22 protein-coding genes and 1 pseudogene are annotated in these 22,308 nt (G+C 59.7%); 13 read left to right on the plus strand and 10 right to left on the minus strand.

Annotated features, from left to right (window positions below; genetic code table 11):
* From PH558_RS32030 to PH558_RS32070, 9 genes and pseudogenes are all read left to right on the plus strand, one after another.
* Window positions 1-313, plus strand: a pseudogene (locus PH558_RS32030) (methyl-accepting chemotaxis protein); the annotation flags it as partial.
* The gene (locus PH558_RS32035; protein WP_095437180.1) at window positions 314-823 is read left to right on the plus strand and encodes a chemotaxis protein CheW; all 510 of its coding nucleotides are present in this window, start codon (window positions 314-316) and stop codon (window positions 821-823) included.
* 12 nt (window positions 824-835) lie between these two features.
* Window positions 836-1,687, plus strand: a complete 852-nt coding sequence (locus PH558_RS32040) for a CheR family methyltransferase (protein WP_285208300.1) — start codon at window positions 836-838, stop codon at window positions 1,685-1,687.
* 5 nt (window positions 1,688-1,692) lie between these two features.
* Window positions 1,693-2,775 carry a protein-glutamate methylesterase/protein-glutamine glutaminase gene (locus PH558_RS32045; protein WP_285208301.1) on the plus strand — a complete coding sequence of 361 codons (1,083 nt, stop codon included), beginning with the start codon at window positions 1,693-1,695 and terminating at the stop codon, window positions 2,773-2,775.
* Between the two features lie 189 nt (window positions 2,776-2,964).
* A complete protein-coding gene (locus PH558_RS32050; RefSeq protein ID WP_285208302.1) occupies window positions 2,965-3,846 on the plus strand; it encodes a hypothetical protein in 882 nt (293 codons plus the stop codon).
* Window positions 3,847-4,145: 299 nt separating this feature from the next.
* Window positions 4,146-4,868: a ParA family protein gene (locus PH558_RS32055; protein ID WP_285208303.1), complete on the plus strand. Its 723-nt coding sequence runs from the start codon at window positions 4,146-4,148 to the stop codon at window positions 4,866-4,868.
* A gap of 143 nt (window positions 4,869-5,011) precedes the next feature.
* A complete protein-coding gene (locus PH558_RS32060; RefSeq protein ID WP_285208304.1) occupies window positions 5,012-5,740 on the plus strand; it encodes an SDR family oxidoreductase in 729 nt (242 codons plus the stop codon).
* A gap of 3 nt (window positions 5,741-5,743) precedes the next feature.
* Window positions 5,744-7,441, plus strand: coding sequence for a GMC family oxidoreductase (locus PH558_RS32065; protein WP_095437184.1), 1,698 nt, complete (start codon window positions 5,744-5,746; stop codon window positions 7,439-7,441).
* A gap of 135 nt (window positions 7,442-7,576) precedes the next feature.
* Window positions 7,577-8,476 (plus strand): hypothetical protein, encoded by a 900-nt coding sequence (locus tag PH558_RS32070; protein ID WP_285208305.1) that lies wholly within the window; start codon window positions 7,577-7,579, stop codon window positions 8,474-8,476.
* A gap of 20 nt (window positions 8,477-8,496) precedes the next feature.
* Here PH558_RS32070 and PH558_RS32075 read toward each other — a convergent pair whose 3' ends face one another.
* From PH558_RS32075 to PH558_RS32085, 3 genes are all read right to left on the minus strand, one after another.
* A complete protein-coding gene (locus PH558_RS32075; protein ID WP_285208306.1) occupies window positions 8,497-9,267 on the minus strand; it encodes an SDR family oxidoreductase in 771 nt (256 codons plus the stop codon).
* 75 nt (window positions 9,268-9,342) lie between these two features.
* Window positions 9,343-10,185, minus strand: coding sequence for an alpha/beta fold hydrolase (locus PH558_RS32080; RefSeq protein WP_095437187.1), 843 nt, complete (start codon window positions 10,183-10,185; stop codon window positions 9,343-9,345).
* A 56-nt stretch (window positions 10,186-10,241) separates the two neighbouring features.
* Window positions 10,242-10,928 carry an alpha/beta fold hydrolase gene (locus PH558_RS32085; RefSeq protein ID WP_285208307.1) on the minus strand — a complete coding sequence of 229 codons (687 nt, stop codon included), beginning with the start codon at window positions 10,926-10,928 and terminating at the stop codon, window positions 10,242-10,244.
* A 164-nt stretch (window positions 10,929-11,092) separates the two neighbouring features.
* Here PH558_RS32085 and PH558_RS32090 point away from each other — a divergent pair, with 164 nt between their 5' ends.
* On the plus strand, window positions 11,093-11,710 hold the full coding sequence (locus PH558_RS32090) for a CGNR zinc finger domain-containing protein (protein WP_095437189.1): 618 nt from the start codon (window positions 11,093-11,095) through the stop codon (window positions 11,708-11,710).
* A 114-nt stretch (window positions 11,711-11,824) separates the two neighbouring features.
* Here PH558_RS32090 and PH558_RS32095 read toward each other — a convergent pair whose 3' ends face one another.
* Together PH558_RS32095 and PH558_RS32100 are read right to left on the minus strand one after the other, a co-directional pair.
* A complete protein-coding gene (locus PH558_RS32095) occupies window positions 11,825-12,982 on the minus strand; it encodes a patatin-like phospholipase family protein (protein ID WP_095437190.1) in 1,158 nt (385 codons plus the stop codon).
* A 36-nt stretch (window positions 12,983-13,018) separates the two neighbouring features.
* Window positions 13,019-13,765, minus strand: coding sequence for an acetoacetate decarboxylase (locus tag PH558_RS32100; protein WP_015343520.1), 747 nt, complete (start codon window positions 13,763-13,765; stop codon window positions 13,019-13,021).
* Window positions 13,766-13,970: 205 nt separating this feature from the next.
* Between PH558_RS32100 and PH558_RS32105 the strand changes: the two genes are divergently transcribed.
* Both PH558_RS32105 and ppk2 read left to right on the plus strand, forming a co-directional pair.
* Complete coding sequence (locus tag PH558_RS32105; protein ID WP_095437191.1) at window positions 13,971-14,759, plus strand: 3-hydroxybutyrate dehydrogenase; 789 nt, start codon at window positions 13,971-13,973, stop codon at window positions 14,757-14,759.
* Window positions 14,760-14,856: 97 nt separating this feature from the next.
* Window positions 14,857-15,771 (plus strand): polyphosphate kinase 2, encoded by a 915-nt coding sequence (gene ppk2, locus PH558_RS32110; protein ID WP_095437192.1) that lies wholly within the window; start codon window positions 14,857-14,859, stop codon window positions 15,769-15,771.
* Between the two features lie 101 nt (window positions 15,772-15,872).
* Here ppk2 and PH558_RS32115 read toward each other — a convergent pair whose 3' ends face one another.
* Window positions 15,873-16,652: a class I SAM-dependent methyltransferase gene (locus PH558_RS32115; protein ID WP_095437193.1), complete on the minus strand. Its 780-nt coding sequence runs from the start codon at window positions 16,650-16,652 to the stop codon at window positions 15,873-15,875.
* 331 nt (window positions 16,653-16,983) lie between these two features.
* Here PH558_RS32115 and PH558_RS32120 point away from each other — a divergent pair, with 331 nt between their 5' ends.
* Window positions 16,984-18,267, plus strand: coding sequence for a cystathionine gamma-synthase family protein (locus tag PH558_RS32120; protein WP_095437194.1), 1,284 nt, complete (start codon window positions 16,984-16,986; stop codon window positions 18,265-18,267).
* A gap of 38 nt (window positions 18,268-18,305) precedes the next feature.
* On the opposite strand, the gene PH558_RS32125 is transcribed toward PH558_RS32120, so the two are convergent.
* From PH558_RS32125 to araG, 4 genes are all read right to left on the minus strand, one after another.
* A complete protein-coding gene (locus PH558_RS32125; RefSeq protein WP_285208308.1) occupies window positions 18,306-18,689 on the minus strand; it encodes a YybH family protein in 384 nt (127 codons plus the stop codon).
* A gap of 206 nt (window positions 18,690-18,895) precedes the next feature.
* Window positions 18,896-19,666 (minus strand): FadR/GntR family transcriptional regulator, encoded by a 771-nt coding sequence (locus PH558_RS32130; RefSeq protein WP_285208309.1) that lies wholly within the window; start codon window positions 19,664-19,666, stop codon window positions 18,896-18,898.
* Between the two features lie 119 nt (window positions 19,667-19,785).
* Entirely contained in the window at window positions 19,786-20,742 is a 957-nt protein-coding gene (gene araH, locus PH558_RS32135) for an L-arabinose ABC transporter permease AraH (protein WP_069610214.1), read from the minus strand.
* Window positions 20,743-20,758: 16 nt separating this feature from the next.
* Complete coding sequence (gene araG / locus PH558_RS32140; protein ID WP_285208310.1) at window positions 20,759-22,264, minus strand: L-arabinose ABC transporter ATP-binding protein AraG; 1,506 nt, start codon at window positions 22,262-22,264, stop codon at window positions 20,759-20,761.
* Window positions 22,265-22,308 lie beyond the last annotated feature (44 nt).

Below are 22,308 nucleotides of genomic sequence, written 5' to 3' on the forward strand. Positions count from 1 at the left end.
TGCATCGGAAGAAATGTCGGCAACGTCGGAGGAGCTCGCCGCCCAGGCGGAGGAGCTGCAGGCCTCCATCGCCTTTTTCAAGGTCGATCAGGCCAATGCCCGCAAGGCCCAGGCTCCTGTCCACGCTCCGGTCCATCATACATCCGTGGCATCCAAGGCCAAACCTGTCGTCAAGGCACCGGCTGCCAGAGCGCCGGCCGCACGCACCGACAACAGCGTCGCCGCGCAGCAGGCTCGGCTCAAGGGCTTTACCCTCGACATGTCCATGGGCGGGCCGGATGCGGATGATAACGACTTCAGGGAGAGCGCATAAATGGCTGCGACCAGCACCGAAGCGCAATATGTGACGTTCGGTCTCGGCGACGAGTGCTTCGCCGTGCCTGTCACGGTGGTCAGGGAAATCCTGGACCATCAGGATGCTTTTCGCATTCCGCATGGGCCGGACTATCTGCTCGGCCTCCGCGACGTGCGGGGTCAGGGCGTGCCGGTCATCGACCTGCGCATGCGGCTCGGCATGTCGCCCACCACGAAGACGCCGCACACACGCATCCTCGTGATCGACATCCCGATCGCAGAGAAGATCCTGACGCTCGGGCTCGTCGCCGATCGCGTCTTCGAGGTCACGGCCTTCAAGCATGAGGCAATCGAAAGCGCCCCCGATATCGGAGTGCGCTGGCCATCCGAATATATTGCCGGCGTCGTGCGCCGCGATGGCGGTTTCGTTGTCATCATCGATCTCGCAAAGCTCTTCTCATCGACCGACAAGGTGTCGCTGATGGGTGTGGGGATGGGCCAGAGAGCCTCCGAACTGGCCGCTGTTTGAGTAGGACGTAAAGTGGCGTTGCAGGATGTAAGAGACTACGGAGACCAGGGGCTGAGCCGGCGGAACTTCGACCAGCTCGCCCGCTATATCTACGACTATAGCGGCATCAAGATGCCGCCGGGCAAGCGCACGATGCTGGAAGGACGATTGCGTCGTCGGCTGCGGGCAACCGGAATCGGCGACCTCGACGATTATTGCGACTATCTATTCAAGCGCGGCGGCATCGATCGCGAAGCGATCCATCTGATCGATGCGGTCACGACCAACAAGACGGACTTCTTCCGGGAACCGAAGCATTTCGAGCATCTCGAAAGTGCCGCCGTTCCCGAGCTGCTTGCAGCGGGACACAGCCGCCTGAGGATCTGGAGTGCGGCCTGCTCCATTGGCGCGGAGCCCTACACGATCGCAATGGTGCTTGAGGACTATCGCGAAGCCCACGGCACACCCGAATACAGCATCCTTGCGACCGATCTGTCGACCGATGTTCTTCGGGCGGCGCGCAGGGGCGTCTATCCCGCCGGGATGATCGAGCCCGTCGATCGGCCGCGGCGTCTGCGCTATGTCATGGAAGCGCGCGATCCGGAGCGCGGCGAAGTTCGCATTCACCCCAAACTGCGCGCGAGGATCGGCTTCGGCCGTCTCAATCTCATGGACCGCGCCTATGAAATCGGCGACAAGGTTCATATCGTCTTCTGCCGCAACGTTCTGATCTATTTTGACAAGCCGACACAGGAGAAGGTTCTTTCCAGGCTTTGCGAGAAGCTGGTGACGGGCGGCTTCCTCTATGTCGGCCATTCCGAGACGATCAGCGGCCTCAATCTGCCGGTCAAGCAGGTCGCCAATACGGTCTTCAGAAAGGTCTGACGCGCATGGCCAGGAAGATCCGTGTGCTCATCGTCGACGATTCTGCCAGCGTCCGGCAGGTGATGACGCAGGTCTTGTCTGCTGACCCTGACATCGAGGTCATGGGCGCCGCCTCCGACCCCTTCATGGCCGCAAAGAAGATCCAGGAAGAAATCCCCGACGTCATCACCCTCGATGTCGAAATGCCGCGTATGGATGGCATCACCTTCCTGCGCAAGCTGATGGCGCAGCGGCCGATTCCGGTCGTCATGTGCTCTTCGCTCACCGAGGCAGGTTCGGAAACCCTGATGCAGGCGCTGGAGGCAGGCGCCGTCGATATCATCCTCAAACCCAAGATCGCCGCCGCCGACCATCTGGCGGAAACCGCGTCGATGATCCGGGAAGCGGTCAAGGGTGCCGCCGCAGCACGGCTCGGCAGTACTCGCCGTCGCATTGTCACCGCGGCCGAGCCGACGGCCAAGCTGACGGCCGATGCCGTTCTGCCGCCGCCGAGTGGCCGGGCCATGGCCAAGACGACGGAGATGATCGTCTGCGTTGGAGCCTCCACGGGCGGCACCGAGGCGCTTCGCGAAATGCTCACGGCACTGCCGGCCAATACGCCCGGCATGGTCATCGTGCAGCATATGCCGGAAAAATTCACCGCCGCCTTCGCCAAGCGCCTGAACAGCCTTTGCGAGGTGGAAGTGAAGGAAGCCGAACACGGCGATGCGGTGCTGCGCGGCCATGTGCTGATCGCCCCCGGCGGCAAGCACATGCTCTTGGAGCGCCAGGGCGCGCGCTATGTCGTGGCGATCAAGGATGGCCCCCTCGTCTCCAGGCATCGGCCCTCCGTCGATGTGCTCTTCCGCTCGGCCGCACGCTCGGCAGCGGGAAACGCGATGGGTGTCATCATGACCGGCATGGGTGACGATGGCGCGCGCGGTATGAAGGAAATGCACGATGCCGGCGCCTTCACGGTGGCACAGGATGAGGAAAGCTCCATCGTCTTCGGCATGCCCAAGGAAGCGATCGCTCATGGCGGTGTCGACAGAACCGTCGGGCTGGATCAGATCGCTCGCGAAATCCTGGCGGCCGATAAACGGCATTGATGATGTTGCCTGCTATCTCTTCGGCTGTTCCTATCTCGAACCGGCAGAAGGGATCTTGCGGAACATCCGCCTTCTAGCAACGCATGCGTTTATCTGCACTCAGCAAAAAACACGATAAGGTTTATTATTTACTGGACAGAATATCTTTGTGCGACGACGCTCAGTTTGTAACAAACAGAGGGGAATCTAATGAAGATCAAAGTAATAATTCTTTCCACCTTAGTCAGCCTAGCCGGATGCAACACATTACCCCGCATGCCCGACGCTCAGCCGGAAAGTATAAACAAGCTGGCTGACATCGTTGAGTGCGAGATTCTGACCGTATTTAAAGAGAACAAGAGCCGGGGCGGGTTTGATTTCTCCAATTGGACATCGACTTATGCGATTACTCAAAATGTGACAGCAAACGACGACGCCAACGTCGATCCATTGAAATGGATAGCACCGGCAGGCGTCGACAAGCTTCTGTACTCTGCAAATGCCAGCGCTTCGCGTGAAGCCTATCGAAACGGTAAGGTCGAATATAGCGTCTTCGTGCTTGAGAAACGTTCAAAGGCATGCGCGAGAAAAGAGGCCTACAAAGATATATACGTCGACGTGAAAGACTTCAGATTGCGTGATTGGGTATCTCAAGTTTCGCATCACACAGAGCGCCAAATGAATAGTTTCAGCTATTCCGTGAGAGTAACAGTCACCACAGGCGCGGGTGTGGGCGCTGACTTTGGCGACGGGAAATGGATCGCGACCGGTGGCATATCTCATGCCAGAACGACCATAGAGACGATTGATTTCACCTTTTCAGAGCTGCCGAAAACGCCGAAACCAACAAGGGTCATCGTGGTCGCCCCCATTCCAGAAAGCCACACCCTACCGCCAGGAAAAGAGCTTCAGGGCACTTCTCCTTATATTCTTAAAGCGCCAAATATTCTAAATCTGCCATCAAAGAACGGTACCGATAAGTCGACTCCTGTCGGGCCGAGAAGGGTTCCGGAGTCAGCAGTTGATCGCAATCGCGGCATCATGCAGCTGCAGCAACTTGATCGTATTACACCGGATTTCTTGAATAACTAATCCTTCGTTCATTCCGAAATGGAGGGCTCGCATTTGCGAGCCTTCTTCCATAGCCAAGCTATATGACGCGGCAACTCCCAGTGATCGACGACAGAATATAGCAAATTGTCTAATCGGAAAAATACGGCGGAAGCGACGCCTCGAAGCGCTTACAGCCGCTTGATCCGGTAGAAGGAGTTGACGGATTGGGCCTCATCCAAAAGGGTTTGTTAACCATAAATGCGTAACGATCAGCTAAGCCATGACAGCTCCTCGCCCGCCCCATTGAGTTGCTCAACCCATCAGTCCAGGGAGTTCACGTGGCCGTTTTGACCTTTGCCAACACCAAGGGCGGCGCCGGCAAGACCACTGCCGTCGTCATCATTGCCTGCGAACTCGCCCGAATGGGCTTTTCGGTGGCCGTCCTCGATGCGGATCCGCAATTGTGGATCTCCAAATGGCACGAGCGGCTGGGCGAAAGGGCACCTCCTTCGCTTTCCGTGGTGCCCTACGTGACAGCGGCCAATCTCGGTCAGCATGCGCGCAAGCTTCGCGGCGAGGTCGATTTCCTGCTCATAGACCTGCCCGGCGCCCGCAGCCCGCTGCTGGCGCAGGCACTCGGCTATTCGAACTATGTGCTCATTCCCGTGCAAGGCTCCGCCATGGATGCGGAAGGCGCTACCAACGTCATCGAGCTGCTGCAGTATCTGGAGGATCGGGCTGATATCCGCATCCCGTATTCGGTGGTTTTGACGCGCGTCAACCCAATGGTCACCACACGCGCGCTGCAATCGGTAAAGGAGCTGCTGTCGAGCCGCCGCGTCCATGTGATGTCCACGCCGATCATCGAGCGCGCCGCTTATCGGGAAGTCTTCGGCTATGGCCAGACCCTTTATTCGATCGATCCCGAAACGGTGAGCAATCTCGACAAGGCGCAGCAGAATGCCCAAACACTTGCCCAGGAAGTTCTGCGCCGCATCCTGCCCTATAGCGGCCGCGTAACCACACAGGCGAAAACAGACGGATACAAGCTGTCGGCCTGACAAGTCCGATCCGCTGATACTGCCTGCTGCATTGGCCACAAAATTTACGTGAGAAAAGATTTTTCATTGACGGGTAGAACTAGCCTACCTAGGCTCCCCATTTGGCGGAGAGTTTCCAAGACCCCGCCAATGGGGAGGATATCTTGGGACAGAAGCTTGAAGGCAAGGTCGCGCTGGTCACCGGCGCAAGCTCCGGTATCGGGCGCGCAATCGCATTGGCGCTTGGTGAAGAGGGAGCGAAGCTCGCACTCGTCGGCCGTTCCGCCGAAAGGCTGCAGGCGGTCGCAGACAAGGCTGACGGTGACGCGCTGGTGCTGCCGGCGGATCTCACCGAACCGGATACCGTCAAGAAGGTCGTCGATGCAGCGACAGAGCATTTCGGCCGGATCGATATTCTCCTGCCCAATGCTGGCCTCTACATTCCGGGCGATGTTGCCGAAGGCGATCCCGACGCCTGGGATGAGCTCATTTCCATCAACGTCAATTCAGTCTTCCGGCTGGCTCGCGCCGTGCTGCCAGGCATGATTGCCCAGGGCGGCGGCCAGATCGTCGTCACCTCCTCGGTGTCCGGGCACCAGGCCATCCATTGGGAGCCGATCTATTCGGCATCCAAGCATGCGATTCAGGCTTTCGTACACGGGCTGCGACGGCAAACCATGAAGCACAATATCCGCGTTGGCTCCGTGGCGCCCGGCGTCGTGCTGAACGAGCTCTGGGGCTATACCGATCCTGCCGCTATCGATGCCAAGGTTGCGGCGCGCGAGGGCTTGAGGTCGGAAGATGTGGCTGATGCCGTGCTCTTCATGCTGACGCGACCCGCCAATGTCACCATCCGCGATCTGGTGATCCTGCCGCAGACCCAGGATATCTGAACCTTGCCCGAATTCGACTATATCATCGTCGGTGGCGGTGCGGCGGGTTGCGTGCTGGCTAATCGCCTGAGCGAAGATCCAGCCATACGCGTCTGCCTGGTCGAGGCGGGCATGGACCGCAATGCACGGAAACCCATTGTGCGCATTCCGCTCGCGATGGTCACCTTCATGGCGCCGGCGCTCGCCTTTCTCGGCGGGCCGAAATTCATGTCATGGTTCGAAACCGAACCCGAACCCGGTCTGCAGGGCCGCTCGATCGCTCTGCCGCGTGGCAAGGGCACCGGAGGTTCGACGAATGTCAACGGTCAGATCTTCATCCGCGGCCAGCGCGAGGATTTCGACCATTGGCGCGACCTCGGCAATCCGGGCTGGGGTTATGACGACCTGCTGCCCTATTTCCGTAAACTGGAGCGCTTCGAGATCCTGGCCGAGCCTGGCTCCGCAAAGCACATTCGCTTCGGCAACAAGCCGCTCGAGAAGCAGATCGACCCAGCCTATCACGGCACGAACGGACCGCTGAACATCGCGCCGCTGCGCAGCGTCAATCCGATGGCGGAAGTGTTTCTGAAGGCCGCGCAAGAGGCTGGCCATCCCCTCAACGCAGATTTCAACGGCGCGCGACAGAATGGTGTCGGCCTCTATACGTTCACACAAAAGAACGGTGAGCGCGTCACTGCAGAAGGCGCCTATCTCGACCCGGTGCGACATCGGCCGAACCTCACCGTGATGGGCGAAACCGAGGTAACGCGCGTCGTGTTCGATGGCCGAAAGGCATCCGGCATTGCCTTTCGAAGAAATGGGGAGAACGGCAGGCTCGACGGCCGCGAAATCATCTTATCTTCCGGCTCCTTCGTGTCGCCGCATCTGCTGATGCTATCGGGCATCGGCAGCGCCAAGGAGCTTGCTCGCCATGGCATTCCTGTCATCGCCGACCTGCCCGGGGTCGGTGAGAACCTGCAGGATCATCTCGACGTCACCATCGAATATCGCGCGAAATCCATCGCGCCCTACGGCGTCTCCTGGCGCGCCTTGCCTCGCAATGTCGGCCATGTCCTTAACTGGGTTTTTACCAAACGCGGCCTCTTCTCCTCGACCACAGGCGAAGGCGGGGGCTTCATCTCGACAGATCCTGAAAGCGACCGGCCCGATATCCAGCTCTTCTTCTGCACCGGCCGGGCCAATACGCAGGCCGCATCGGGCTTCACCGGCCATGGCTTCCTCATGCATGTCTGTCAGCTGCGGCCCGGGAGCATCGGTCGCGTCGCCCTGAAGAGCGCCGATCCCAACGAGAAGCCCTCGATTCTCTATAATTTCTTCCGCGGTAACAGCACCATGGACGTGCTGCGCAAGGGTATCCGGCTAGCACGCCAGATCACGGCGCAGGCTCCGTTCACATCACATCTGGACGCCGAGATAGACCCAGGGCCAGATATCGAAAGCGATGGCGCGCTCGACGCCTTCATCCGCGAGCGGGTCGGCACGCTGTTTCATCCCGTCGGCACCTGCGCCATGGGACGCGGAGAACGATCGGTCGTCGACCCCGCTTCCATGCGGGTGCATGGTGTCGAGGGCCTGCGCGTCGTCGACGCCTCGATCATGCCGAGCATCGTTTCGGCCAACACGGTCGCGGCCACCTATTGCCTTGCCGAAAAGGCCGCAGACCTGATCCGCGCGACCGATGCTAATCGCATTCCCACTTAGGAAACACCGCCGTCTTACCGACCCACATTGCCGGCGCGCGGCGTGCGGAAATCTCACGCCTTGACATGCACGGCATGGCCGCAAACATGGCGCGGCTGCTATTTGCCGATCGACTCAAACAGGTAGTTCTGAAAGATGCGCTTCTCCCTCCTGCTCCCATTGCTCGCCTCCCTCACGCCCCTCACCGCCGCCGCGGCCGCGGCCGGGACGCCATGTACCGATCTCATTGAGGGGAGTGCGGTGATCCAGCATGCCGACGGCTTTGCCATTTCCGACCTGCATGATGGCTGCGCGGTTACGAATGGCCTGTTCAAATCCGGCAGCAGAGTGGGATGGACCTTCGAACGCGCCGAGTTCAAGGGAGACGGATTAGCCGACTTCCTCAAGTCCATCGCAAGCAAGCCCGACCATCTGCCAACCTGGGGGCGATTCTCGGTCGAGGGCGTGCGTTTCACGCCGATGCTCGACAACGCCATGGCGAATTACATTACGACGGTCCAGCAATGGCCGATGGAGATGTCCGGCGCCTTCCGTTTCGATCCCAAGGATGGTTACCTGGATATTCAGGAGCTGGAGCTCACCAATCTGCGCCTCGGCAAAGCTTCGCTCTCGGCCGAGCTGAGCTTGCCCAAAAATGCAGGCATGCCGGCTCTGATGCAAAATGGATCGGCCGGTCTCACCCATCTGCGCTTCCGGCTCGATAATATAGGACTGTTCGAGGGCATGGCCGTGCCGTCACTGGCTGTCTTTCTGCAGCAGATGACAGGTTTGGAAGATCCCGCCCAAGGCATGAACCAGTTGCGTGATACGACGGCCACCGCGCTGCAGGCTCTGCCCGACAGCCGTATCGATGCCGAATCGAAAAAGGCGCTGCTGCGTTTCGTACAGGATCTGCCGCACCCGACAGGCTTCTTCACGCTCGACCTTGCTTTTGACAAGCCGCTGCCGATCGGCACCCTCGGTCTGGACACGGCACAACTCGCGCAAACAGCGCTGGCGAGCGCGAAGATCTCCGTCAGCTACAAGGCTCGCTGACGTCTGGCACCCGGCGTCGGTCAAACCGACTTCACCTCGCCGCCGTCCATACGCAGGGCCGAGCCGGTCATCCAGCGCGCTCCTGGCGAGACCAGGAAAGCCATCAGCTCTGCGATCTCTTCCGGCTCGCCATAGCGGGCAATTCCCGCTTCCCGCGGGAACTTGGCGGTCGCTTCTTCGACGGTCATATCGTGCAGAGGCGCCCAATGTTCGAGATAGGACCGTCGCCTCCCGGTCATGACCGGGCCGAGCAGGACGCTGTTGACCTGAACGCCATCGGCAATGCCGCGATCGGAGAAGGCTTTTGCCAGGGCGATGATTGCGGCATTGATCGTGCCGACGGCTGCATAAGCTGCCTTGGGAAAGATGGCCGAATTGCCTGACATCAGCACCACCGAACCGCGCGTCTTCTTCAGTGCCGGCCAGGCGGCAATCGTCAGCCGGCGTGCGCCGTGCAGCTTCAAAGCCAAGCCATCGTCCCATTGCTGATCCGTCATGTCGAAAAGGTCGATCTGTGGGACCGCACCGGCAATGTTCAGAAGCGCATCGATCCGGCCGAAGGCGGACAAAGTCTCATCAACGACGCTTTGGGTGGCTGCCGGTTCGGCAAGATCGGCGTCGATGACAAGCACTCTGCTGCCAGCCGCCTCGGCGGCCTTGGCCGTATCCTCCAGTTTGTCCTTATTACGGGCGACAAGAACCAATGCACCGAAATCTCGTGCAAGACGGATAGCGGTCGCCCGCCCAATTCCCTGGCTTGCACCGGTGATGATGGCGACGGTGTCGGGCATGATGTTCCTCCTAACATTGAAAGTAAGCAGGCACTCTGCCGCGACGATCCATCGCCGGCGCGGCAGAACTTGGCGTTAGCCAAGGAAAGCGCGAATTTCGACTGCGATCTCAGCCGCGTGCGTTTCAAGGGCAAAGTGGCCGGTGTCGAGAAGCTTGACGATCGCCTCGGGAATGTCCCGGCTGTAAGCCTCGGCACCGGGCGGCAGGAAGAACGGATCATGCTTGCCCCAAATCGCCAGCAGACGGGGCTTATGGGTCCGGAAGTAATTCTGGAAGGTCGGATAGAGCGCGACGTTGCTCTTGTAGTCGCCGAAAAGATCGAGCTGTACGTTTTCCGCGCCCGGGCGGGCCAAATAATAGCTGTCGAGCGTGTAACCGTCCGGAGAAACCTTGTTCGCATCCGGAACGCCATGCGTGTATTGCCACGCCGTCGCCTCCGGCGTGAGCGCCGCCTTCAGTGCATTTCGGTTTTCCTCGGAGGCTTCGCGCCAGTAGGCCTGGATCGGATTCCACTCCTCACTCAGACCCTCCTCATAGGCATTGCCGTTTTGCGAGATGATCGCCGTGATCCGCTTCGGATGCTTCACAGCCAGGCGGAAGCCGGTCGGAGCGCCATAATCGAAGACATAGATGGCATAGCGGTCGAAACCGACGATTTCGGTGAAGCGGTCGATCGTCTCGGCGATGCTGTCGAACGTGTTGCTGCCTTTCGGCGCATCGGAATGCCCGAAGCCCGGAAGATCCGGCGCGATGATGTGATAACGATCGGCCAGCAGCGGGATGAGATCGCGGAACATGTGGCTGGAAGTCGGAAAGCCGTGCAGGAGCAGCAGCTTGTCCGACCCTGGAGAGCCGGCCTCGCGGTAGAAGACCTTGACGCCTTCGACATTGACGGTGCGATAGCTGATATCAGTCATGATAAGGCCCTTTCATAACCTTTCTAATTACACTTATAGAGTTACAAATCGAGGATTCAGACAGTGGCGGCGGCGTCTTGGATAATGTCGACAATGGCGCCCGGCGCCGTGACCATCGGCATATGATCGGCCGGGACGGAGCGCTGCTTCGCCTTCATGCGGGCTGCCATGAAGCGCTGATTGTCGACCCGGATCATTCGGTCCTCCTCGGCGATCAGGAACCAGCTGGGGCGGTCCTTCCAGAGCGGGCGGGCGACGGGGACGGTGATGCATGCCGGCGAGATCGGCCGTTGCGAGGCAGCCAATACCGCGAGTTCATCGGCCCTGGCATTCTGTGCAAAGGCGGCCGCGAATGCGCCACGCGGAAGGTAGATCAGCCCGTGGCTGTCGGGCGCCAGTTTCGGCGCCTGCGCGTGCGGCTCGCCGCGATGGAAGACGTCGGCGACCGTCTCGCCCTCATCCGGCGCAAGTGCAGCAATATAGACCAGGGCCGTTACTTTTTCGCCGCGAACAGCTGAGATAACCGCGCCGGCATAGGCGTGGCCGACCAGGATCACCGGTCTCGTCGTCCGCTCCAGGGTGCGTTCGAGCGCGGCGACATCCTCGTCAAAGGAAGTCAACGGCAATGGAGCGGCAGTTACCGAAAAGCCGGTGGCGGCCAGCGGCGCGATCACTTTTGCCCAACCCGACCCATCCGCCCAGGCACCATGGACAAGAACAATATCTGCATTTTGCGACGACATCAGCTTTCTCCCTGTGGCCCGAAATCCGTAACCATTCAAATGACGGCAATAGGGTTACGCTCGACATGCGTAACTTGTCAAGAGGCCTTTGACGGGTTATATGTCGATCGTGTTTTCGAATGGCCATCCGACATTCTTGTCGACGGCCGGAAAGGGAGTAGTCCATGGACAACCACTCGCCCGCCATCTTCGTCGGCGATACGCTGGGACTGGATTTCCTCAATTCGGTCGCAACGCCGGTGGATGTGCCGATCGACTGGATTGACGATGGGGAGGGCTTGCTTCGCTGGCTGGAACAGGCGGGCCTAGTGCCTCGTGAGACGCTCGATGTCATGCGCGAACGGGCGCTGCCCGGCGAACTCGACAAGGTCGCCGATCAGGCAAGAAACCTGCGCGAATGGTTCAGGGCTTTCGTAAACTCCCACAAGGGAAAACCGCTCACATCGGATGCTTTGAGCGATCTGGAGCCACTGAATCGCCTGCTGGAACGCGACGAAGGTTTTGGTCGGATCGTCGCAAGACCATCCGGCGGAGAAGGGCTCGGTTTTCAGCCGATGCGGAAATGGCGGTCACCGGAATCGCTGCTATTGCCGATCGGCGAAGCGCTGGGGCGTTTTGTCTGCACCGAGGATTTCTCCGATGTGAAAGCCTGCGAAGGCCACGCATGCACCTTGCTCTTCGTCGACCACACGCGCGGTCACCGCAGACGCTGGTGCAGCATGGCGATGTGCGGCAATCGCGCCAAACAGGCGGCGCATCGGCACCGGCTCAAGCAGAGCTGACACCAGTCCTGCAAAAGATAGGGGTTTTGCAGGAACCATGAAATCAGCCGGAGCTAGGCGCAGCTCGCTCCGGCCTGATCATCGCTAAAGTCGGGCCGAAGGGCAACTATCGGCTCAGGCCGGGTCTTCCCTGTGAAGATCGTGAATGGCGACGGCATCGTCGCTGAAGGGTGGCAGCAGCCAGTCGGTATGGCGCAGCGTGCGCTTGGTATCTTCGAGGCCCATGTCCCAATGCTCGCGCATCGATGTGCCCGAGAACTCGTAATCCTTGGCGTGACCTTCGTAATTCTTGTGCTGATAGATCAGATGCACGATGTTGACGACGCCGGCATCGGAATAATCCGCAATCAGCTCTTCTTCTTCCGGTGTCAGCTGATCCTTCGGAACACGCTTCAACGCACCCAGGAGCTTCATCTTCAGCCCGTGAATTCGCTTGAAGTTGTCGGTGTTCTGCCGCGTGCGGCTCGAATACATGATGTCCTTGTGACGCGACAGGACATCCGGCATGCTGCGCGGCAGGACGCCGCGGGCGCTGAAGAGATCCACCTGGAAGACCAGCGAACTGCGGTCTTCTTCCTGATCGAGCAGATATTGCAGCGGCGTGTTGGAGACGATGCCGCCGTCCCAGTAATATTCGCCCTCGATGCGGATGGACGGCAAGGCGGGTGGCAGGGCGCCGCTCGCCATGATGTGCTCAGGGCCGATGCGAATGTTGTCGGTGTCGAAATAGACAAAGTTGCCGGTGCGCACATTCACCGCGCCGACACTGAAACGCTTCTTGCCGTCATTCAGCACGTCGAAATCGATGAGCATCTCCAGAGTCTTCTTGAGCTCTGCCGAGTCATAGAAGCTAGTGGCGCCCTCTGCGCCCGGCAGTTCGAACCAGGGATTGGGAAAGCGCGGCTTGAAGAAGCCGGGCTGGCCCATGGTCATCGTCATCCAGGAACTGGTGCGATTACGGATATCGCGGAAGAAATCACCTTCGGGCGTATAGGCCCAGATCTTGCGGCCGGAAATGATCTGCCAGAACTGCTCCAAACGCTGCAGGCGCCGGCTGGGCTCGTTGCCGGCGATGATCGCGGCATTGACCGCGCCGATCGACACACCCGAAAGCCAGGTCGGCTCGCAACCCGCTTCGGCAAGCGCCTGATAGACGCCGGCCTGATAGGCGCCGAGCGCCCCGCCCCCTTGGAAAACCAGGGCGACGCGATCATATTGCGTGGCAATTTCCGGGATGGTCGGGGCTGCGGCCTTGGTGTTTCGTTCAAGCACGGTCCGTCTCCAGCATGAAATAGCAATGAGGTTTGGTTATCTGCGCTCTGCCAGATAGTCGTGAACGACTTCGCCGAGGCCGAGCGTCAGATCGGCGGTGAAATGAACCGCGGAAACCACTTCCAGCACAGGCAGCCGTGCGACGTCGGCCATGACATGCGGCCGAAGATCGAGGGCAGCCGGCGAAGTCCAGGCTTCCTTGATGGTGATATCGGTCAAGTAATAGCGCACAAGCTCGCAGATGCGCGGGGTGGCATCGACATGCGGCACGATCTTGATCAGGAAGTTAGGTTCCGAGAGAGCGGATAGAAGCGGTCCCTGGTCGATCGGCTTGTGCTTGTAACCCATCGTCCCCGTAGCACAGAGAACGCTGCCGTAATGCAGCGTGCCGACGATGACCTCGCCCTCGTTGACGATCTTCGGGCTGGCGAGCTTCTTCGGAAAGCCCCAGATCTCGCGGCCACCGGTGATCGGCGCATCGTCATCGAGATACATGGAGTGAACATAGCCGCCCTTCTGCCCGCGATAGGTAACCGGGATGACCTGCCCGGTCTCGGTATAATCGCCGAAGCCAGTGGAATCCGGCATGCGGATGAATTCGTATTTCACCAGCGGCTCGTCGATTTCGAGCGGCGCGGGCACGACCGCCTCAAGCGCTTCGCGCGAGGTCCGGTAGGTGATGATGATGTATTCGCGATCGAAGAACCGATAGGGCCCGGGAGGATAGGAGGGGTTGGTCAGCGGCATCGCATAGGCATGCTTGAGAATGTCTTCGACCTTCATCGTATATTCCGTCGTTGGAGGAAATCGCCGGTACCGGAGCGAAAACTTGCATGGTTGCATGACAGTGAAGTGTCAGCTGTCGAAGGGTTGCGGCGAGAGGCGAAACCGCACTGTTATCAAAGCGACATACGAGGCTGGCAGTGTGCGCTCATCTCAGCCTTTTCCATTTACTCAACCATGTCATAGACATTGCAGGAGTTGCATCATGGGTTCGTTGACTTCGAAGAATGCGCTGGTCACCGGTTCGACGAGCGGCATCGGGCTTGCGATCGCCCGTGCCTTTGCCGCCGAGGGCGCGAACGTGACGATCAACGGCCTTGGCGATGCCGATGCGATCGAAAAGGAACGCGCTGGCATCGAAGCCGATTTCGGCGTGAAGTGCCGCTACTCCGCCGCCAATATGATGAATGGCGAAGAAGTCACTGCCATGGTGCGTGAAGCCGAGGAAGCCTTCGGTAGCCTCGATATTCTCGTCAACAACGCCGGCATCCAGTTCGTCGCTCCGATCGAGGAATTTCCCGACGACAAGTGGGAAGCGATCATCCGCATCAACCTGCTTGCCGCCTTCTACGCCATCAAGGCCGCCATCCCCGGCATGAAGGCGCGCAAATGGGGCCGCATCATCAATACGTCCTCGGCGCATGCCCTCGTCGCCTCGCCTTTCAAGTCTGCATATGTTTCGGCCAAGCACGGCATTACCGGTCTCACCAAAACGATCGCACTGGAAGCCGCTCAGAACGGCGTGACCGTCAACTCCATCGCGCCCGGCTATGTCTGGACGCCGCTCGTCGAGAAGCAGATCCCCGAGACCATGAAGGCACGCAACATGACGGAAGAGCAGGTCAAGCATGACGTGCTTTTGGCCGCCCAGCCGACGAAGGAATTCGTGACCGTCGACGAAGTGGCTGCCATTGCTGTCTTTCTCTGCGGCGATGCCGCCAAGCAGATTACCGGCACGACGCTTTCCGTCGACGGCGGCTGGACTGCCGAATAATACCGAAGCCACGGCCGGCACATGCTTGAGCCGGGTGCCGGCTCTCTGCAGCCCCAGGATTGCGGAGACAAGATGAAAATAGCGCAGGAGGCACACAATGACCGAAGAGAACCAGGACCCGTTCAGCCGCATCAAGGATGAGATCGTCGACAGCTTCGACGAAGAGCTGGAGATGCAGCTCGAAGAGGATCGGCTCGACGAGCTGGTCGCCGAGGGCCTCATCAGCGAGAGCGAGGCGACGCTTGACCGGCGGGTCTATTTCCGCGAGCTTTTCCGCCTCCAGCATGAGCTCGTGCGCCTGCAGGATTGGGTGCAATACAAGAAACTCAAGGTCGTCGTGCTGTTCGAGGGCCGCGATTCCGCCGGCAAGGGCGGCGCCATCAAGCGTGTCACCCAGCGCCTCAACCCGCGCGTCTGCCGCGTGGTCGCACTCCCCGCTCCGACCGAACGCGAGCGGCACCAGTGGTATTTCCAGCGCTATGCCGCACACCTGCCGACGGCAGGCGAAATGGTGCTGTTCGATCGCAGCTGGTATAACCGCGCCGGTGTCGAACGCGTCATGGGCTTCTGCTCGCCTGAGGAGCTGGAAGAGTTCTTCCGCTCCGTACCGGATTTCGAGCGCATGCTGGTTCGCTCCGGCATCATTCTCCTGAAATACTGGTTCTCGATCACCGATGAGGAACAGGAATTCCGCTTCAACATGCGCATCCAGGACCCGCTGAAGCAGTGGAAGCTTTCACCGATGGACCTGCAAAGCCGCGTGCACTGGGAAGAGTACACCAAGGCCAAGGAAGAGATGCTGGAGCGCACCCATATTCCGGAAGCGCCGTGGTGGGTCGTCCATGCCGTCGACAAGAAGAAGGCGCGCCTCAACTGCATCGCCCATCTTCTGGGCCAGATCCCCTACGAAAGCGTACCGAAGCCGGAAATCGTGCTGCCGGAACGTATGCGCAATGCAGACTATCACCGTACGCCGGTCCCGCCGGAGATGTATGTGCCCGAAATCTACTGATCAGGGACCGATGAGGGGTCCGCCTCCGGCGGGCCCCTCGAATTACTTGAAAAACGAAATCGCGCTAATTCCGCCAACCGGCAAGCCGGGCCGGCTCAAGGTCAGGCTGAGCGATAGGCCCATTCGGATATCGCTCCCAAGCCCAGCCGCTGTAGAAGCTCATAGGCAACCCTCCGGTTGATGGGATTGTGCAGCCTGAGGACTTTCGAGCCGAGAAAATCCATCTCCGCGTGCTCGAACGGCAGAAGATGCCGTGCCTGGTCAAGCGCGGCTCGATAGAGCTCATGAAAGTCGCGTCGGCAGACATAGGTCTTATACTTCGTCATGCAGAAGGCGGCAAAGGTATCGCTGTTTCTGCGCAGAAAATCCGAAACGCCCACCGTGACCTCCGGCCAGGCGGGATTGAACGTATCGTCGAAGGCGATGATGCCGTGATCGGCCAGTACGCTCTTCGCCAACCGGCTGTCGGCAACGATGTGGCGAAGCAAATGTCCTCCATCGATACTGAAAAAACGAACCTGCCCAACCCTATCGATGATGGCCTGCGGATCGAGCCCGGTGCTATCGCCTGTTATGACAAGGTCCTCATCAACGGGAATGCCCAGTGATCTTCCGTTGTCAAGGAAGCGTTGATATTGCGCACCATCCGCTTCTATGTCGAAAAGGTCGATCGCAAGCACATTGTCGTCAGGTGCACTGATCTTGCGCAACAAAAAATAGGACCGCCCGTAATAGACCCCGATTTCGGCGAGACCGCCGTAAAGTTTCTCCTGTCTTTGCTTTTCGATCAAAGACAGGAAGACAAGCGCATCCGGTGGGTCGATGTAACCATCGATTTTCTGAAGATCGCGAAACACAAATTTTCGAACGCCCGATTTCAAATGTAAACCTCATTGGTTTTCTTCATGCATTTCGCCTCCGCCTGCTCATCGGTTAGAACCGGTCGATCAAGAAACGCCCCATTTCTGCATGACCGCGACAGCGAAGCCGGAAGCTCTCGAAAATTGGGGTGGTAGGGCGTCACGGCGAGCGCCACTCACGGATATAGCGACCTTTCTGTCGTATTCCGGATAGTCATGCGCTAGTTGGATAGTCCGACCTATATTGGGCCAGTACCGAACCGCATCGCAGATGATGACGAATTGCGAGCCGGCATCCTAAGTGATGTATAATGTGAGTCTAAAATTCACATCATCGGCCGAGGAGACCGTCATGACTGCGCCGCATCCGTCCAAAACGCATATCGGCAACCACCCCCTCCATCCCGAAACACAGATGCTGAATTACGGCTACGATCCGGAGCTATCCGAGGGCGCGGTTAAGCCGCCTGTTTTCCTGACCTCGACCTTCGTCTTCAAATCGGCAGAGGACGGGCGCGATTTCTTCAATTACATCTCCGGCCGCACCGAGCCGCCGGCGGGCACGGGGGTGGGTCTCGTCTATTCACGCTTCAACCACCCGAACAGCGAAATCGTCGAGGATCGCCTTGCCGTTTATGAAAAGGCAGAAAGCGGCGCCCTGTTTTCCTCCGGCATGTCGGCCATCGCGACCGCCCTTCTCACCTTTACACGCCCGGGCGATGCGATACTGCATTCGCAGCCGCTTTATGGCGGCACGGAAACGTTGGTCGCCAAGACATTCCTCAATCTCGGAGTAACCGCCGTCGGCTTCGCCGATGGCGTCAACGAAAACTCGGTGACAGCAGCTACCGAGGAGGCCATGGCCAAAGGTCGTGTCTCGGTCATTCTCGTGGAAACGCCTGCCAACCCCACGAACAGCCTCGTCGATATCGCCATGATCCGCCGCATTGCCGATGCGATCGGCAGGAAGCAGGGACACACGCCGATCATCGCCTGCGACAATACCCTGCTCGGCCCTGTCTTCCAGCGGCCGATCGAACATGGCGCGGATATTTCCCTCTACTCGCTGACCAAATATGTCGGCGGCCATTCCGATCTGATCGCGGGCGCCGCCCTCGGCTCCAGAGCCATCATCAAACAGGTGAAGGCGCTGCGCGGAGCGATCGGCACTCAGCTCGATCCGCATTCCTGCTGGATGCTCGGCCGGTCGCTGGAAACGCTGCAGATCCGCATGGAGCGGGCAAACAGCAATGCCCGGGCGGTCGCCGATTTCCTGCGGGACCATCCGAAGGTCGAGCAGATCCACTATCTGCCCTACACGGATCCGTCCTCGGCAACGGGCCGTACCTTCGCTGCCCAGTGCAGCGGCGCGGGCTCCACCTTCTCCTTCGACATCAAGGGTGGCCAGCCGGCATCATTCAAATTCCTGAACGCGCTGCAGATCTTCAAGCTCGCCGTCAGCCTCGGCGGCACGGAATCGCTCGCTTCCCATCCGGCAACGACGACGCATTCCGGCGTACCTATGGATGTACGCCACCGCATCGGCGTGCTGGAGTCGACGATCCGCCTGTCTATCGGGATCGAACATCCCGACGATCTGATCGCCGACCTCGCCGCTGCCCTCGACGCCGCCTGATAAAGTCTACGTGGCCGAAAGGCTGGGAGCGAGATAGATCAGGGCCGCACGGCCAGAAGGTTGGCATCGCGCGCGAGGCGCCACTCCCCGTCAGCCTCCCTGCGCAGAAGCGTGAGCGTATAGCCCGATCGATGAACGGCGTCGCCATCAGGCGGTGTCACTGTCATGTCGATGTGATTGCGGATATAGGCCCAGTCACCGAGCACCTGCAGTTCGACGATCTCGCTCGCACCCTCCATCTTCATGCCCTCCATGCCTTTGGAAGCCGCAGCAAATGCCGCCTTGCCGAAGGGTTCCTGGCCGGGAACCATGAAGATGACATCGTCCGTCATCAGTCCGAGGACGGTCGCCGTATCGCCCGCCTTGCTCGCGGCAATCCAGGTTTCCACGACGTTCCGGATTGCCTTTTCATCGTCGGTCACTGCGACATCTCCTCCGTAGACAGCGCCGCATTGCAACAGCGGCTGCGTTTCAACTTGTGAGGCGAGAGTTATTGGACGGAGAAAGTCGCCGTTGCCTAAACTCAATCATCCGGACAGGTTTCAATATCCAGATTAACGATATAGCGCGCTCCGTCATGCCGGACATATAGCAGATAGTGGACCTTCCTTGCCGCAGACAAACCGGCCTATTCCGATCCTTCCTTCAGCTTAGCGGCACGCAGGGCGTCACTAAGCTCCATTCTGGCCGTTCCGATCAGCTGCTCCATGGCAAAACGTGCAGCATCGGGCCGGCGCATGCGGATCGCATCCAGCACATCCTGATGGCGCGCGATCGCGTAATCATGCGACTGGCTGGCCCGATTGGTCAGGCGAAAACTCGCGAGCAAAGCGGCGCGGATCGCCGTGGCGAACTGGCGGAAAACCCAATTGCCGCTGGCATTGATGATCGCGGTATGAAATTCCAGATCCGCCTGGCTCCATGCCTCGTTGTCGCGGGCATTGGCAGCGACCATGTCCTCGAACGCCTCGGCAATCTGTGCAAGCTGCTTAGCCGTGGCATTGGCAGCCGCCTGTGCGGCAGCGGCTGGTTCTAGCACCTGCCGCGCATCGAGCAGGGAATCGTAGAAGCTGCGGTCGTTGCTGAGTGCCAGGGTCGCATCGAGAACCAGCGGGTCCAGATAATTCCAGTTCTCTCGTGGCAGGACCGTGGTGCCGGCGCGAGTGCGTGAACGGACCATTCCCAGCGCCGACAAATATTGCATGGCTTCGCGCAGGCTGGTGCGGCTGACGCCGTAAACCTCCGAAAGTTCAGCCTCATTGGGAAGAACCGAGCCCTCGGCGAGAGAGCCCGAGACGATCTGGCCGATGAGCTTCTTCAACAGCTCCTCGCGCACGGTACGCCTTCCCTGCTCAGGCGCGGCCTGCGTCGTCCGTAAAGACCTCAAACGCGTACTCATCCCTAGCACTCCCTTCCGCTGGCCTGTCAGCGATCATGAGCGGCACTACGCCCCGGCATCAATGTGCAACTGCAAGCCCGACAAACTTCTCCCCAAACTTCTCCTGGAAAATCCGACCGTTACAAGCGACTGCCACGTCCTGCCGCCGACGACCGCAGATTGTCCAATAGAACGGCAAGCAGCAGAATGCAGCCGCGCACGAGATATTGATAGAAGGCCTGGATATTGAGCAGGTTCATGACGTTCTCGGCAATGCCCATGATGAGGACGCCGACGATCACGCCGGTCATCGCTGCGCGGCCGCCCGCAAGCGACACGCCGCCAAGCACGCATGCCGAGATGACGGAGAGCTCGAGCCCGGTTGCCGCGTTCGGCTGGCCCGAGGTGATGCGCGAGGCAAGCAGGATGCCGGCAATGGCGCAGACGAGGCCTTGCAAGGCAAAGATCCAGATCCGCATGTTGACGACATTGACACCGGCAAGACGCGACGCCTCGGGATTGCCGCCGATCGCAAGTGTGTTTTTGCCGAAAACAGTGCGGTTGAGCGTGAAGCCGAAGATGATGAAAAGCAGCACCATGATCCAGATCGGTGTCGGCACCGTCAGGAAGCGCGACAGCGCGAGCTGATAGAAGGCCGGATCGTTGATGCCAACGGCGCGGCCATCAGACGCGATTAGCGCAAGGCCGCGCACGATCTGCATCGTCGCGAGCGTAGTGATTAGCGCGTTGATGCGGAACTTGGCGATGACGACGCCATTGACGACGCCGACGACGCTGCCGCAGATCAGTGCGGCGAGCAGGCCGAGCGGAATGGAGCCGGTGGAGTTCGACACCATGACGGCGATCATGCCCGAAAAGGCGACCGTCGAGCCGACCGAGAGATCGAAGTCGCGCGAGGCCAGGCAGAACATCATCGTGCAGGCGACGATGCCGATCGTCACCACCGACTGCAGCAGACCGAGCATGTTGCGCTCCGTCAGGAAGCTCGGCACAAAGAGCGATACGATCACGAAGGCGATCGCGAAGATCACCACGAGGCCCTGTTCGCCGAGAAGGATTTTTTTCAACGAATTCATCACTACTATTCCTGAATTAGATCGTGCCGGCGGCATTCTTGTCGGGCAAAGCTGCGGTCAGAATGGCCCGTTCGTCAAAATCGGCGCGGGCGACATCGGCGGCGACGCGTCCCTGGCACATGACCATGATGCGATCGGAAATGCCCATCACCTCGGGAAGCTCGCTGGAGATGACGACGATCGCCATGCCACCAGCCGCAAGCTCGTAGAGAATTTCATAGATTTCCGATTTGGCGCCGACATCGATGCCGCGCGTCGGCTCATCGATGACGAGAACCTTGACACCCTGCTCCGAAAGCCAGCGGCCAAGAATGACCTTCTGCTGGTTGCCGCCCGAGAGATTGACGATATCCTGCTTGCGCGAGGGCGTACGGACCCTGAGCTTGGTGATGAACTGATCGGCGACCGAGGCTTCCTTCTTCGGATTGAGGATGCCGAAGGGCGAGAAATGCCGCCGCGAGGAAATGGCGATATTTTCCTCGATCGACCGCCCCTGAATGATACCGTCGAACTTGCGGTCCTCCGGACACAGAACCATGCCGGCACTGATGCCGGCCTTCGGATTGTTCGGCGCGACGGCGACGCCGTCTATCGAGACGCTGCCCTGATGACGATGATCCGCACCATAAAGAAGCCGAGCCATTTCGCTTCGGCCGGCGCCGATGAGGCCGAAAAAGCCTAGGATTTCGCCCCTGCGAACCGAGAAGCTGACGGGATTACGCAACTTCGAACCGGAGAGACCCTTGACTTCCAGACGCACCTCGCCGAGCGGACGTTCGCGCCAGCCCCAGATATTGCTGATTTCGCGGCCGACCATTTGCGAGATGATCTGTTCGCGCGTCGTATTGGCAATGTCAGGATGATGGGCCGCAAGCTTGCCGTCACGTAGCACGGTGAGGCTGTCGCAGAGCCGGAAGATCTCATCCAGGCGATGCGAGACATAAAGAATGACGGTGCCGTTGGCTTTCAGCCGGTCGATCAGGGAAAACAGGATTTCGCTTTCACGTGACGAGAGCGAGGAGGTCGGCTCATCGAGCGCGATCACCCGCGCATCGACCATGACGGCCTTGGCGATCTCCACCATCTGGCGCGCGCCGATCGACAGCGAGGAAACCTTTGCCGCGGGATCGACATCGATGCCGATTTGCTTGAGCTTGGTGCGAACGGTCTCGATCAGCCTCTTGCCGTCGATCACGCCGGCCTTGCCGGGAAAACGGCCGAGCCAGAGGTTCTCGGCAACCGTCAGTTCCGGCACCAGCTGCAGTTCCTGATGGATGACGATGACGCCGACATGAAAAGCATCGCGGACCGAGCTGTAGTGTTGCTCCACGCCATCGATGACGATGCTGCCGGCATCCGCCGCCTGATCACCTGAGAGAACCCGGATCAACGTCGATTTGCCGGCGCCGTTTTCGCCCATCAGCCCATGCACGGCGCCTCTTTCGACGTTGAAGGAGACGTCGGACAGCGCCTGGACACCGGGATAGCCCTTGGAAATGCCCTTGAATTCAAGGAAAGCCATGCTTGCTCCATCGAGAGAAGGTCCGGCGGCATTTATGAGGCCGC

It is taken from the genome of Rhizobium pantanalense (assembly GCF_030182525.1).
Classification (GTDB): Bacteria; Pseudomonadota; Alphaproteobacteria; order Rhizobiales; family Rhizobiaceae; genus Rhizobium.